The organism is Bacillus sp. FDAARGOS_235, assembly GCF_002073415.2.
Taxonomy (GTDB): Bacteria; Bacillota; Bacilli; order Bacillales; family Bacillaceae_G; genus Bacillus_A; species Bacillus_A toyonensis.
The window spans coordinates 2324676-2339825 of sequence record NZ_CP020437.2; the positions used below are offsets into that span (position 1 = coordinate 2324676).

At 35.2% G+C, this 15150-nt stretch carries 12 protein-coding genes; 5 read left to right on the forward strand and 7 right to left on the reverse strand.

Annotation, left to right across the window (positions count from 1 at the left end):
• Positions 1–254 precede the first annotated feature (254 nt).
• The 6 genes from A6J74_RS13870 to fdhF all read right to left on the reverse strand — a co-directional run bounded on the left by A6J74_RS13870 (position 255) and on the right by fdhF (position 9412).
• Positions 255–803, reverse strand: a complete 549-nt coding sequence (locus A6J74_RS13870; protein WP_000894487.1) for a class I SAM-dependent methyltransferase — start codon at positions 801–803, stop codon at positions 255–257.
• Positions 804–932: 129 nt separating this feature from the next.
• Positions 933–2348 carry an amino acid permease gene (locus A6J74_RS13875; protein ID WP_001284896.1) on the reverse strand — a complete coding sequence of 472 codons (1416 nt, stop codon included), beginning with the start codon at positions 2346–2348 and terminating at the stop codon, positions 933–935.
• A 103-nt stretch (positions 2349–2451) separates the two neighbouring features.
• Positions 2452–3585 (reverse strand): alanine dehydrogenase, encoded by a 1134-nt coding sequence (gene ald / locus A6J74_RS13880; RefSeq protein WP_001219740.1) that lies wholly within the window; start codon positions 3583–3585, stop codon positions 2452–2454.
• A gap of 368 nt (positions 3586–3953) precedes the next feature.
• The gene (locus A6J74_RS13885) at positions 3954–5825 is read right to left on the reverse strand and encodes a glycerophosphoryl diester phosphodiesterase membrane domain-containing protein (protein WP_001164746.1); all 1872 of its coding nucleotides are present in this window, start codon (positions 5823–5825) and stop codon (positions 3954–3956) included.
• Between the two features lie 155 nt (positions 5826–5980).
• The gene (locus tag A6J74_RS13890; protein ID WP_001040512.1) at positions 5981–6463 is read right to left on the reverse strand and encodes a helical membrane plugin domain-containing protein; all 483 of its coding nucleotides are present in this window, start codon (positions 6461–6463) and stop codon (positions 5981–5983) included.
• 12 nt (positions 6464–6475) lie between these two features.
• Positions 6476–9412, reverse strand: a complete 2937-nt coding sequence (fdhF, locus tag A6J74_RS13895; protein ID WP_000840632.1) for a formate dehydrogenase subunit alpha — start codon at positions 9410–9412, stop codon at positions 6476–6478.
• A gap of 301 nt (positions 9413–9713) precedes the next feature.
• On the opposite strand from fdhF, the gene fdhD reads away from it, so the two are divergent.
• Both fdhD and A6J74_RS13905 read left to right on the forward strand, forming a co-directional pair.
• The gene (fdhD, locus tag A6J74_RS13900; RefSeq protein ID WP_000397291.1) at positions 9714–10520 is read left to right on the forward strand and encodes a formate dehydrogenase accessory sulfurtransferase FdhD; all 807 of its coding nucleotides are present in this window, start codon (positions 9714–9716) and stop codon (positions 10518–10520) included.
• A 226-nt stretch (positions 10521–10746) separates the two neighbouring features.
• Positions 10747–11253 (forward strand): GNAT family N-acetyltransferase, encoded by a 507-nt coding sequence (locus tag A6J74_RS13905; protein ID WP_000405887.1) that lies wholly within the window; start codon positions 10747–10749, stop codon positions 11251–11253.
• 455 nt (positions 11254–11708) lie between these two features.
• Here the strand turns inward: A6J74_RS13905 and A6J74_RS30445 are convergent, their stop codons facing one another.
• On the reverse strand, positions 11709–11831 hold the full coding sequence (locus A6J74_RS30445) for a hypothetical protein (RefSeq protein ID WP_001068390.1): 123 nt from the start codon (positions 11829–11831) through the stop codon (positions 11709–11711).
• A gap of 329 nt (positions 11832–12160) precedes the next feature.
• On the opposite strand from A6J74_RS30445, the gene A6J74_RS13915 reads away from it, so the two are divergent.
• The 3 genes from A6J74_RS13915 (at position 12161) to A6J74_RS13930 (ending at position 15148) form a co-directional block, all read left to right on the forward strand.
• The gene (locus A6J74_RS13915) at positions 12161–12832 is read left to right on the forward strand and encodes a response regulator transcription factor (RefSeq protein WP_000238941.1); all 672 of its coding nucleotides are present in this window, start codon (positions 12161–12163) and stop codon (positions 12830–12832) included.
• Between the two features lie 64 nt (positions 12833–12896).
• Positions 12897–14342, forward strand: a complete 1446-nt coding sequence (locus A6J74_RS13920) for a HAMP domain-containing sensor histidine kinase (RefSeq protein ID WP_000041010.1) — start codon at positions 12897–12899, stop codon at positions 14340–14342.
• Between the two features lie 293 nt (positions 14343–14635).
• Positions 14636–15148, forward strand: coding sequence for a GNAT family N-acetyltransferase (locus A6J74_RS13930; RefSeq protein ID WP_000351211.1), 513 nt, complete (start codon positions 14636–14638; stop codon positions 15146–15148).
• Positions 15149–15150: the final 2 nt, after the last annotated feature.

The window sequence follows — 15150 nt, forward strand, 5'->3', positions numbered from 1 at the left end:
TTCATATATCTTATACTTTTATTATATGAGCGCCTACTCATATGTGTCAATAAAATCCGAAAGATTTTTTTGACAATTCCATTCATATTTCAACATATACATATCAATATTCTCCACACCTATCATACTCTTCATACAAAAAGGATACACGAAAACTATCGTGCATCCTTCTCTTATTTCCCCTACATTAGCTACCCGTAAAAGCCCGATTGTTGAAGGCTAATAATCAACAGGAGATGAAGAACCCCCACTGATTAAAGTTTCACTGCATCCACAATTAACGAAGCAAATTCTAATGTACCATCTTGATTTCTATGATCAAAACGTTTCGAGCGATAAATAAAACCATCTTTCTCATTCCAATCATTATAATGAAACTTACCATTCTCATCACAGTATTCTAAAGTCCTAACTTGAAAACCTGCCGATTCAAACATGGACGTGATTGTTTTATAGTTATGAACGATTTTATGACTTGCTGCTGGATGATCTAATGGCCCTGGTCCACCTACTTGTACACCTTGCTGATATTCTTCATCTGGGAAAAATGCATCTGGCACTGCACAACGAATATATCCACCCTCCGTTAAAAACTCATAACAAATTTTTGCAGCTTCGATTCCTTCTTCGTACGATAAATGCTCCCATACATGTTCCGCTAAAATTGCTGATAAAGAATTAGGTTGAAATTTATCAAGCCAAGTTTCTCTTCGCAATAAATTTAATTCTTCTTCATTCGTATGTAACCAACCAGGGTTATTATTATACTCCTCTGCTCCAACAACCACTTTCGTTTCTAGCATTCCTCTTCCTCCCCTTTTTTCATATTCCGACATAAAAATTCGACAATTTAACATTTATTTCCTTCCTTATCCAAAAGAAAAAGCCTTGTGCGCTCCCTAGACGCACAAGGCTTACTATTTTATATCCCTTTAATTAGCTTGATCTAAATTATCCTGCGAACTTCCATCGTCTTTTAAATGACTATGTTTTTTCGAATAAACAAAGTATACAACTACTCCAATTGCTAACCAAATACCGAAGTATATCCATGTTGTTAATGGTAAATTTACCATTAAGAATAGACAACATGCAATTGAAATAATCGGTAAGATCGGTACAAGTGGTACCATAAATCCACGTTGTAATTTCGGATGCGTTTTACGAAGAATGATAACAGTTACACCAACCATGGCGAATGTTAATAACGCTCCAATATTCGCTAAATTCGACAATTCTTTTAAATCGATAAATCCAGCAATTAAAGCACTACCAATTCCTGTTAACCAAACTGAAAATGTTGGCGCTTCAGTCTTCTTGTTAATTTTCGCAAAAGATTTTGGTAATAAACCGTCACGGCTCATTGCGAAGAATACACGTGTTGTCGCATAAATGTAAGCGAAAATTACAGCCATAATACCGATTACAGCTCCAATAGCAATTACACCAGCCACTTTATCTTGTCCTACAACTTCTAACACATATGCCATAGCTTCAGGTACATCTAATTCCTTATAAGAAACCATACCTGTCATAACGAGACAAACTACAACATAAATGATTGTACAAATAACTAACGAGGCAATAATACCAATTGGTAGATCACGTTGCGGATTTTTTACTTCTTCAGCAGAAGTTGCTAATGCATCAAATCCTAAGAAAGCAAAGAATACTGCTGCTCCCCCTGCGAACACTCCACTTAAACCGTAAGGTGCAAATGGTATCCAGTTTTCTGGTTTCACGTAGAATACACCAACTGCAATGAATAAAACAACAATACCAATTTTAATTAATACCATTATGTTATTCACACGCTTACTTTCTTTTGTACCTCGTGATAATAACCAAGTTATCACTAACGTAACGATAACTGCCGGTAAGTTTACCATACCACCTTGCGCTGGAATCGTTAGCAATGCTTTTGGGATTTCAAGTCCCAATCCACTCACTAAATTATTGAAATAACCCGTCCATCCGCCAGCTACTGCGGCAGTCGTTACGACATATACGGATAACAATGTCCATCCCATTAAATGAGCAACAAACTCACCAATTGTTGCATACGAATATGTGTACACACTACCTGAAACAGGGAGTGTAGATGCAACTTCCGCATAACATAAAGCTGCAAATCCACAAACAATTGCTGCAATCATAAATGAAAAAATAACTGCTGGACCAGCATCTCTTGCTGCTACTAATCCAGTTAATACTAGAACTCCTGTACCAATTATCGCACCAATTCCTAGCATTGTTAGGTCGAATGCCCCTAGCGTTTTCGTTAAAGTTTTACTTTTACTTTCCCCTAACAATTGCGTAACGGATTTCTTTTTAAATAGGTTGGCCACGATGAATGCCCCCTTTTGCCAAGAAGAGCTAAGAGGTATTATCTCTTAGCTCTTATCATGTTGTTTTATATATTGTTCGATTTTGTTTTGTATAATGCTTCTATTAGCAAGATACTGTTTCTGCTTCTAATAATTCTTTAGCACCTTTGTACTCTACACCGTGAGCTTCTGCAACAGCTTCAAATGTTACATAGCCATCTAATGTGTTAATACCTTTTAATAATGCAGTGTTGCCTAGGCAAGCAGCTTTGTAGCCTTTGTTAGCAATTTGTACTGCATATGGTACTGTTACGTTTGTTAATGCAAGAGTTGATGTACGTGGAACCGCACCTGGCATGTTTGCAACTGCATAATGAACAACACCGTGTTTTTCGTAAGTTGGGTTATCATGAGTTGTAATACGGTCAGTTGTTTCGAAAATACCACCTTGGTCAATCGCGATATCTACAACAACAGAACCCGGTTCCATTGATTTAATCATTTCTTCTGTTACAAGTTTTGGCGCTTTTGCACCTGGGATTAATACTGCACCAATTACAAGATCAGACTCTTTTACAGCTTCTGCAATATTGTAAGGATTAGACATTAAAGTTTTTACTTGGTTTCCGAAAATGTCATCTAATTGACGAAGACGTTCTGCACTTAAGTCGATGATTGTTACATCCGCACCTAGTCCAACTGCAATTTTAGCAGCATTTGTACCAGCTTGTCCACCACCGATAATTGTTACTTTACCACGTTTAACCCCTGGAACACCTGCAAGTAAGATACCTTTACCGCCTTTGTTTTTCTCAAGGAACTGTGCACCAATTTGTGCAGCCATACGACCAGCTACTTCACTCATAGGTGCAAGTAATGGTAATGAACGGTTTTCTAATTGTACTGTTTCGTACGCAATAGCTACTACTTTCTTCTCGATTAAAGCTTTTGTTAATTCTGGTTCTGGAGCTAAGTGTAAGTATGTGAATAAGATTAAACCTTCACTGAAGTGTTTGTATTCGCTTTCAATTGGTTCCTTAACTTTCATAACCATTTCCATGTTCCAAGCTTCTTCAGCTGTATCAACAATTTTTGCTCCAGCTTCAACATACTGAGCATCTGTGAAACCAGATCCTAAACCTGCACCCTTTTGAATAAATACTTCGTGATTGTTACGAATTAAATGTACAACACCAGCTGGTGTCATTGCCACACGGTTTTCGTTGTTTTTAATTTCTGCTGGTACCCCAATACGCATAATGAAATGCCCCCTTATAATTAACAGAAAAAAGAAAGTCTTTTTTCTTTTTGTAATAATTAATAACTTATGTCCTTATTCTAGCATAACTTAAAAGTTATGAAAACGCTAACATATCATTTTTCTAAAGTTTATATATTTAGAATAGTGTAAATATATAAAACATTGATTCTATTAGGAAGTTCGTTCTATTTCATTATCTATTACTCTATTTTTATTATATCCCTTCAAAATAAGCAGTAATCATTTATTATTTGACAATAATATAACAATGTAAAAACTCCAAATGAAGACGTATACATATACAGTTATTACTTTACACAATATTTTAGAAATATATTCTTTTTACAAAAAACAGCTGCTGGCATTTAGCCAGCAGCTGGATAACTTATAAATAACTTTGAAAACAAATCATCTGTTGTTTCAGTAATTTTATCAAACAGATCACTTTCTTCCGCTTCTTGCTCTTTTAACTCCTTAATTGTTTCACGTGCATCTTCAGGATAATCGGTAATGATACCATCTACGTTTAACTTATAATATGCCTTTAAACTCTCCATATCATTTACTGTCCATACGTAAATTGGCTTATTTAACTTCCTTGCTTCTTTTACTAATTTCTTATTTAACATGTATTCTTCTGCTACATAAAAGTCAGCTTTTACATTCTTTAAGTTAGCTCTACTTGCATACAGTATATATCCTACTTTTATATCTGAATTTGCACGCTTAAACTCTTTAATGAGTGGATAGTGTAACGTTTGAATTACACATTGCTTCTCAAATTCATTATCTTTAATCGCTTTTAATACTTTATTTACAAAGTCTTTTTCGCCCCCATGAAGCTTCACTTCAATATTGAGTTTGATTTTCCCCTTTGCAAGCTTAATGATTTCATCAAGTGTACTTATTTGTCCTGAAAATCCATCTTGACTAAGAGTAAGCTGTCTTAATTCATCCATCGTTAAATCTGACACATGCACATTGGCATTTGCAAGACGCTTTAACTTCAAGTCATGTATAACCGCTAGCTCACCGTCTTTCGTTTGTAATACATCTATTTCAGCGTAGTCTGCTTTTGCATCAATAGCACCTTGCACAGCTTCTTTCGTATTTTCTACCCCTTTTGATATATATCCGCGGTGCGCCATAATAATCGGTTCTTTATACGAATTTGAAATAAACGTTACAATGAAGGCAACGACCATTCCGGCCGTAATAATCCCTACAATATATACACTAATAAATTTCCAGCGATGTTTTTGAAAGAAACATTTATCTGCTTTCGTTTTCGAATAATCTAATCCTTCTTCTAATAACACATCTTCAACCGGAACCTTTTGTAAGTACAATCTTGTTATAGCCATAATATAAAATGGTGTCACAATAAAGCTAAATAAATACAATGTACTTGTTAGGAATACAGAAATCGTTGATTCGGCTAATAACGCAAATGTTCCTTCCGGGTTTGTAAATTCATACACACCCCATAGGCACAATAAATATATTCCAAAAAACAAAATATAAACAATCCCTATTGAAATGAAAAATCCTACTAAAAAGAATAGTACTTTAAAAAAGCTTTCTTTTACTAAAGCTGCACTTTTACGCGCTGCTGTGCGAAACGGCTTTTGTTCTAAAACGACAATAGGTAGAACGAAAATCCAGCGAAGGTTCAAATACGCAACTACGGCAAAGAACGTGTAATAGCCTACTTGTCCCATCGTCGTTTTAAACAGTTCTCCTGTAATAAAGTTAGGAATTTGGATTTGCGGAATTAATGCCGTTTCATATCCCATATTTAAAAGAGGTAATAATACGACAGCATATAAAATAAATCCTGGTAAGCAATATGTGAAAAGCGTAGGTAAGTACGTTACGGTTTTATATAAAATCGGGCGTAATTTCACCTTTTGTCTTTTATGAGCGAAATACGAAATAATAATAAGCACCGCAAATTCCGTAAAGATAAGAAACAGTGCTAACAAGGATAAAATTACGATTGCCAAAATGCCGTATGGTGTTTTCAAAAATGCTAATAATTCATCATTTGTCGCATTTGCGTAACCACCAAAATACAATAATTTATTAAAAATGATCCCAAACAGTGGAACAAACACAATCGCTGCTAACAATTTATAAGCAAGTTGAAAGGTTAATACATTCCAAAAAGCAAATTTTACTGTTTGAAAGGAATGGCTCATTACTCCTGGTATAGATAGTCTTTTACGGTGTTGCATATATTCCTCCACATTCTAAAACGATATTTGAGATGGATTCCACATTTCCATTTCTAATCCATCTTTTTAATAATAATATATTCCGCTTAACATGAACACTCTTATACATACAATGAAAAAAGTGATGGCTATTTCCCATCACTTTTTCATCTACTCTATTTTTTCTCTAATCCTTGCCCAAATGCTTTCAAAAAGCTAAAACCGAATGTAATTGCTCTATTGATATCTGGATCTTTTAATACTTTAAAGAAATCCATCACTTTTGTTTTTTTACCACTATTTAATTCATCTGTTGCAAATTGCAATCCAGTAACTAAACTCGATGTGATTTGTTTTGTTACCTCTGGGTCAACTGAAGATAAAGCCTCTCCTGCCCCCATCATATTGTTCAGTGCATTTTTCACTGGTTCACGATTTAATTGCTCAACAGCAATTTTCGAAACATCTTCTTTCGCAGCAAGTAAACTAATTGCCGCATCTAAAATACCAGCTTTCTGTAATTGCGCTAGTAATTGCATCGTTTCCTCGACTGCTTCACGGTTATTCGCTAACTCCGTGAACAGTTCCTCTGCTAATTGCTGTTTCTTCTCTTCTTCTGTTACAACTTTCTTTTTAATTAACGTAATTTCTTTTGCCACTATCTCCGCCCCCTAGTCCACAAGTGATACGTATTGTTTTCTTTGCCACTTTTGCTGAATTTCAACACCATTTTGTGGATGGCGTTTTTTATCTCGCGGGTTTGAAGATGGTAATGGACGATTTCCTTTTTCACGTAATACGCGCAGTTTCACCATCGTTTGTTTATAAGCTGGTGTACACGTATAAATGTCTGTCGCTGTTCCTGTTAAAATATTAATAGCCTCTTCATTTACTGTCGCATGCATTGGTAAATATAACTCATTTCCCGTTACACGGTCTGTAACAAGTGCTTGTACTTTAATCTTTCCGAACGGCGATGATAATTCTACAAGACCACCATCTTTCACATTACGCTCTTTAGCAAGTTCAGGTGAAATTTCAACGAATACTTCAGATACTTTAGATAAAATACCAGCCGACTTATTCGTCATATTCCCTTCATGGAAATGCTCTAGCATACGACCATTATTTAATAGTAAATCATACTCATCCGGCGCCACAACTGGTGGTACCCATTCATCTAATGATAAACGAGCAAGTTTATCTGGGAAGTTAAATCCATCTACATATAATAGCGGTGTATCGCTACCATCATGGCTACCCCAACATAAACTATTCCATCCTTCTAAACGATCATATGTTGCCTGAGAATATAACGGTGCAAGCGATGCTATTTCATCCATAATCTCACTTGGGTTTTCATAATTCCAATCTCCGCCTAGTGCACGAGCTACTTTTTGTAAAATCCACCAGTCTGGTTTTGAATCACCAAGCGGCTTCAATACTTCATATAATCTTTGAATACGACGTTCTGTATTCGTAAACGTCCCTTCTTTTTCTAAGCTCGGTGCTGCCGGTAAAATAACATCAGCAAAACGAGCTGTTTTTGATAAGAACATATCTTGAACAACAAGGAAATCTAAATTCTCTAAAATATGTTGCACATGGTTCGCATTTGAATCTACTAAAGCCATTTCTTCACCCATAACATACATACCGCGCAGTTTTCCTTCTTCCGCCGCAAGTAACATTGCAATATTATTTAATCCTGGCTCTTTCGGAATCGTCGTACCGTACGCTTTTTCAAATTTAGCACGGAGCGTATCATCAGATACCGCTTGATAACCTGGAAGCCAATTCGGTAAGGTCGCCATATCACAAGCGCCTTGTACGTTATTATGTCCTCTTAATGGGTATGCACCTGCACCAGGACGACGGTAGTTACCCGTAACAAGTAATAAATTTGAAATTGCAGCTGAAGTTGTACTACCACCTGTATTTTGAGTTACACCCATTCCCCAAAGTACACAAGTACCGTCTGCTTCATATACCATACGAGCCATTTCTTTCAGGTTCTCTTTAGAAATCCCCGTAATTTCTTCTGTGTAATCAAGCGAATACTTTTCTAACATTTTGCTATATTCATCAAAGTTCTTTACATTTTCAGCTAAGAACTTTTTATCATGCCAATCTTGATCGATAATATATTTCGTAATACCAGCAAGCCATACATAATCAGTTCCTTGACTCGGATGAACAAATATATCCGCACGCTCAGCCATTTCATGTTTACGAAGGTCTGCTACAATTAATTTTTGTTCGTGTAATTTATGAGCACGTTTCACACGCGTCGCAAGTACAGGATGTCCCTCTGTCGGATTCGCACCAACGATAATAACAAGACCTGCTTCAGCGATATCTTTCACTGTTCCAGCATCCCCACCCATACCGACAGTTTTAAATAAGCCGTCTGTTGCTGGAGATTGACAATAACGGGAACAGTTATCTACATTATTTGTTCCATATATTTGACGAGCTAATTTTTGCATAAGATAATTCTCTTCATTCGTTACTTTCGAAGAAGAAATAAACCCAAATGCATCGCTGCCGTATTCTGATTTAATATGCTGCATGTTAGATGCAACAACTTCAAGAGCTTCTTCCCAAGAAGCTTCAACAAACATATCTCCTTGGCGAATTAATGGCTTTGTAATGCGATCTTCACTATTTACAAAGTCCCATCCAAATTTGCCTTTTACACATGTAGAGATACCATTAACCGGTGCATCTGAAACAGGTTGTACTTTTAAAATATGACGGTCTTTCGTCCACACTTCAAACGAGCAACCTACACCGCAAAATGTACAAACTGTTTTCGTCTTTTTAACCTTCGTCTTGCGCATCGCAGATTCCACTTCTGAAACTGCTAAAATACTGCTATATCCTGGCTCTACATCTTTTACAAAATCAATCATCGGATCTAACACATCTGGTTTTAATCCTGTCATAAACCCAGCTTCACCTAGCATTGTTTTTTCCATTAACGCATTACATGGACAAACTGTTACACATTGCCCACAACTCACACAAGACGAGTCATTTATACTTACACCATTGTCCCAAATAACACGCGGGCGGTCTAAATTCCAATCAATCGATATAGTTTCATTGACTTGTAGGTTTTGACATACTTCTACACACTGTCCACAAGCAATACATTGATTGGGATCATACCGGTAAAACGGATGTGACATGTCCACTTCACACGCACTTACTTTCGGTTCATACGGGTATTTCTGTTCTTCAATTTCCATCATATGCACTGTATTATGCACTTTACAGTTACCATTATTGTTATCACAAACAGTACAATACAATAAATGGTTCTCTAATATTCGATCCATCGCCTCAGTCTGCGCCTCTTTTGCGCGCTGCGACTGTCTTTCAATATGCATACCGTTCTCTATTTGCGTTGAACAAGCACGCATTAACTTCCCATCTACTTCTACAATACATGTATCACAAGTTTGAATTGGATCTACTTCTGGTACATGACAAATTTGAGGATGTTCCAAGTTACTCTCGTTAAATAATTGTAGTATCGTCTTTTCACCTGATGCAGCAAATTCTTTACCATCAACGGTTACACGGACTGTCTGTTCTGCCATAGTTTCCCCACTCCTTACAACCAACTGTACAACACGTTTATGAATCCGTTTTCAAAAAACAAGTTACTGTACATATTTTTGAAACGCTCTGCTGAAATCCTTTTCTTATGAAGTCGATTCTTGATGTTATAAGGTATAACTACGAAAGCTTGAAAATGTCACTATTCTACAGTTCTATTATATCGTACATATACAATAATAACCAAAATAATCTGTGATTTCCCTGCTAATAGGTGTTTTTATTTTTTCAATGTTTTATGATAAATGTGGGAGAAAAATACATATAAAAGGGGAATTTAATATGGAGTTTACGCAAGAGACATATACGATTGTACGCTATCAATCTGGCTCATTTTCAAAACAAGTTGATGAGATTGTTACAGAATCTCCTATTACTATTAAATTAAATGGTGAAGAATACGTAACAGTTGTATGCACACCAAATTACATTGAAGATATGGTAGTTGGTTTTTTAATTTCTGAAGGAATTATTTCTTCCTATAAAGATGTTGAAGAAATATGGGTTCAAAAAGAGAACGGAATTGTCCATGTAAAATCATCAAAAGTGAATCCACTCTATCAAACTTTATATAATAAACGATACATCACTTCTTGCTGCGGAAAAGGTAGACAAGGTTTTATTTTCGTAAACGACGCCGCAAAAGCAAAAGATTTACATGATATACATGTAAAAATTACTCCTGAAGAATGCTTTTACTTAATGAATGCCTTACAACAATCTTCCACTACATTTCGCCAAACCGGCGGTGTTCACAATACTGCGCTATGTGATCGAAACAATATCCTTATATCAAGAATGGATATCGGGAGACATAACGCATTAGATAAAATATACGGCTATTGTTTACGTAATGATATATCTGTTAAAGGAAAAATTATCGCATTTAGCGGACGTATTTCATCTGAAATTTTACTCAAAGTTTCAAAAATCGGCTGTGAAATTGTTCTATCCAAATCCGCTCCAACAAAACTAGCCTTGCAACTTGCTCATGACTTAGGCATTACAGTCGTAGGATTTATTAGAAATGACTCTTGTAATATTTACACACATCCAAAACGAATTGATGGCTATCAATTGAATGTTTAAAAAATAACTCCTCGATCGAGGAGTTATTTTAGTTATAAAAATGTAATATATTAAGGACTTGAATAGTTAATAAAGTTAATATATAATTTCATTACACAATTAAATCAAAACATTGTAGCATATATCTTTTCATTCTTTTACAAATTAAAAGAGACTGCTAAAAAACGCATACTCAATCTTATAAAAGTAATGGATTTATTTGAAATCCACCAAGGAGGTTACAACTATGGAAATTCGCTTATTAACAACAGAGGACGCAGAAATATATTTAAAAGTTTGTATGGAAGGTTTAACGAAGAACCCGGAAGCTTTTAGCTCTTCTTATGAAGATGTTCTTAAACATGAAAATCCTGTAGCTGCTATGGCAAAAAGATTAAGCAATCCCGATAAGTATACTCTAGGTGTCTTCAACGATAACGATTTGATTGGTATTGCTACTTTAGAAACAAAACCATTCATTAAACAAGAACATAAAGCAAAAATCGGCTCCGTTTTTGTTTCCCCAAAAGCACGTGGCCTTGGGGCAGGACGAGCTCTAATTAAAGCAATTATTGAAAATGCCGATAAATTACATGTAGAACAACTTATGCTCGATGTTGTAGTTGGTAACGATGCCGCAAAAAAACTATATGAGTCATTAGGTTTCCAAACTTACGGCGTGCAAGAACGTTCATTAAAGCACAACGGTCAATATTGGGACGAAGAACATATGGTTTTATTCTTAAATGATTAATACTTCAATATAAAGTGAAACTTTAATTGGTGGGGGTGTCTATCCCCACTGATTATTAATCCACAAATAGCGGGATAGTTTTCCCAAAGCATCTTCTTATTAAGAAAGATGCTTTTTTCATTACAACAATGTAATCTTCATGTCACCTTTATCGATCGTACCAATCCTTTCCATTCATTATACTAAAAATATAAAATGAACGAACAGCATTCAATTGATATGTAGAGGAGAATGTGACATGAAACAAAAAAAACGAGCTATCTTTTTAATATGTGCTACAGCAATGGTAACTTCTGGATTAGCAATTTTACCTTGGTTTATTATATAAAAATATGCCTCTTGATAAAGTAGAACTTTAATCCAGGAAGTCATTCCCCCACTAGTTATTACTCCACACCAATCGGATAAAATAAAAAAAGCTGATTGCTTGTTAACAAGTAATCAGCTTTTATATATTATAAAATCCCCAAAATTTTATTTACGCAACTTATAATAATAATCATAGATACGGCAACACACATTACAACCGTATTACGATCTTGCTTTTCTTTTTTTGAAATTTCTTCTTTTGGATTCATGTGTATTATCTCCTTTTAAAAAAAGTGTGAGATAGGAAATTTTTCTTATCCGATGCGAGGTGAATACGAAAACCCTCTCTATCTCACATACACAATAGAATGGAATTGTCATTTTATAAATAAAATGACATGACGTTATGTCGCAACATAGGGTATTTGTGTCGCTACGTTTTCTATTATAAATAATAGTTGTGCAAAACTAGTGCATTTTTTATGTCAATTGCCCTGAGCGAAAAAATCAGCCATCCATTCAATCACATAAAAAGAGTTTTTTATTATTTTCATGTAAACTATACAAGTAGAATGAATAGTTTGGGGTGCACAAGATTATGGTAAAAATTTTATTAGTAGACGATGAAGAACGTATGTTACGATTGCTAGATCTTTTCTTAAGCCCTCGCGGCTATTTTTGTATGAAAGCTAAATCTGGCCTTGAAGCGCTGGAATTAATCGAGCAAAAAAAATTCGATATTATTTTATTAGATGTTATGATGCCAAATATGGATGGATGGGATACTTGCTATCAAATCCGTCAAATTTCCAACGTTCCAATCATTATGCTAACAGCTCGTAATCAAAATTACGATATGGTTAAAGGCCTTACTATGGGAGCAGACGACTATATCACAAAACCATTTGATGAGCATGTATTAGTCGCACGAATTGAAGCTATATTACGCCGGACAAAGAAAGATGGCTTTGTTAGCTTCAATGGTATTGAGTGGGATAAAACGAAACATACTGTCACAGTGTATGACGAAAAAATCTCACTAACTCCTATCGAATTTTCATTACTTGGACTGTTTTTACAAAATACAAACCGTGCTTACAGCCGAGATGATTTAATCGAAAAAATTTGGGGCTATGAAACAGACATCGAATATAGAACGATTGATTCGCATATTCGCAATATCCGTGATAAATTACGTAAAAAAGGATTTCCAGTCGAGGATTATTTAGAAACCGTTTATAAAGTCGGATATAAATGGAAAAGTGAATAATTATTTAGGTCAGTGGAAATATCATACCACTGACCCTTTATTATGAATAAGGTATGGTGGGAAAATGAGTAAACTTTCACTTAAAATTGGGACATACTTTTTAATATTAGCTTTATGTATTGAAACAATTGCTTTCGTATCCTTTTACAAAAGTATTTCAAAAATGCGGATTACAGAAGAAACAGGTGCTCTATTAGAAAAAGGCAATCGGTATCGTGACAAAATTGTAAACCGCGCAAAATGGAATGAATATTCTAAACAAAAACCAAACACCGAACGACCTAAACGCCCTTGGTATCAAGAGTTCACTATCGAGCATGCAGCTGAAGAATTAATTGGCTCAGAATTAATTGCTAACACCGATACCACTATCATTATAACTGACAAGAACGGCAAAATTATTTCCACCTCAGAACCCGTAACAAAGGAAATGCAAAAACAACTTATTTGCAAAACGAAAAATATCCCCCAAAACGGGGTGATCGTAGAAAAAAACTGGAAAAAATCGAAATTCATCTCTACAGTAAGCCCACTTGAAATAACTGGATTTCAAGGTAACTTACATATGTTATTAAAGACATCTTTTTTAGAAAATATGTTAATTAAACTCATGGACCAATTTCTTATCATCAGTATTTTAACAATTATTTTAACAACGATTTCTGTTTTTGTTTTTTCTCGAGTTATTACAGAGCCGCTTATAAAAATGAAAAGAGCGACCGAAAAAATTTCAAAATTAAATAAGCCAATTCAATTAGGAATTAAACGAAATGATGAACTTGGAAGTTTAGCAAAAACGATTGAAGATTTATCGAGTGAACTTACGTATATGAAAAAAGAACGAAATGAATTCCTCGCTAGTGTTGCTCACGAATTATTAACTCCATTAACCTATATGAAAGGTTATGCAAAGGTAGCAAAGAGAGACTCTTTAACGAAAGAAGAACGCGAAGAATATTTACAAATCATTGAGGACGAAACGGATAGTGTAACCGATCTCGTACAAGATTTATTTATGCTTGTACAATTAGAACAACACCAATTTGTTATTAAAAAACAAACGATGCTTCTTCAACCATTTTTAGAAAGAATGGTTGAAAAAACAAAAACAACATTAACGAACAAACAAATGCAACTTCATGTATATTGTAAAAACGATTTAGAAGTTTGCATAGACGAAAGACGCATGGAACAAGTTATGTTAAATTTATTGCATAATGCTTATCAGCATTCACCAGAAAACACTACTATAACAATACGTGTACTAACGGAAGCAGATTATTTTACAATCAGTGTACAAGATGAAGGTGAAGGTATTCCAGAAGAAGATATCCCGCATATTTTCGATCGCTTTTACCGTGTTGATAAATCCAGAACAAGGGCTACTGGAGGAAAAGGTATCGGACTGGCTGTTGCAAAGGAAATTGTAGAATTGCATAACGGTTCCATTCTAGTAACAAGCCAATTAGGAGTGGGGACAAACTTTATAATCGAGATTCCTTTTGAATAAGATGCGTGTGAAAACACCAGTAGTAGTAAACACTACTGGTGTTATTTTGTTCATAAAATCTGCCCTTAGAAGCTAAGCTTTTGAAATTATTCTTATTTCAATATAAAATAAAGTGAAACTTTAATCCATGGAAAGGTTCACTCCATGGATTATTAGTTGAACCAATCGGGCATTTACGGGCAGTTACCTCCCACCTAACTTCCGCGCATTCGCCGAATTTTAAAATTGGAGCCTTACTGCCCGCGAATAGCGTGGTAAAGGTACATTTGTCAAAGATCTGGAGGGTGATATAATTGGATATCCATGTATTAACAAAAGACGAAGCAGAAATTTACTTAGAACTTCGCGTAGAAGGATTAAAGCAAAACCCTGAAGCTTTCAGCTCTTCTTATGAAGATATTATTAATAAAGAGTGTGCTATTGAATATAAAGCACAAAAACTAGCACAAGACGAAAACTATACACTAGGTGCATTTAAAGACGGAAAATTAATCGGAGTTGCTACACTGGAAACGAAACCATATGTAAAACAAGAACATAAAGCAAAAATTGGTTCCGTATATGTGTCTCCAAAAGCACGCGGACTTGGAGCAGGAAAAGCACTTATTAAAGAATGTCTTGAGCTTGCTAAATCTTTAGACGTAGAACAAGTTATGCTTGATGTTGTTGTCGGAAACGATGGTGCGAAGAAACTTTATGAGTCATTAGGCTTTAAAACGTTTGGTGTACAAGAACGTTCACTGAAATATAACGGACAATATTGGGATGAAGAGCATATGGTCTTATTCCTAGATGAAAATAAATAATA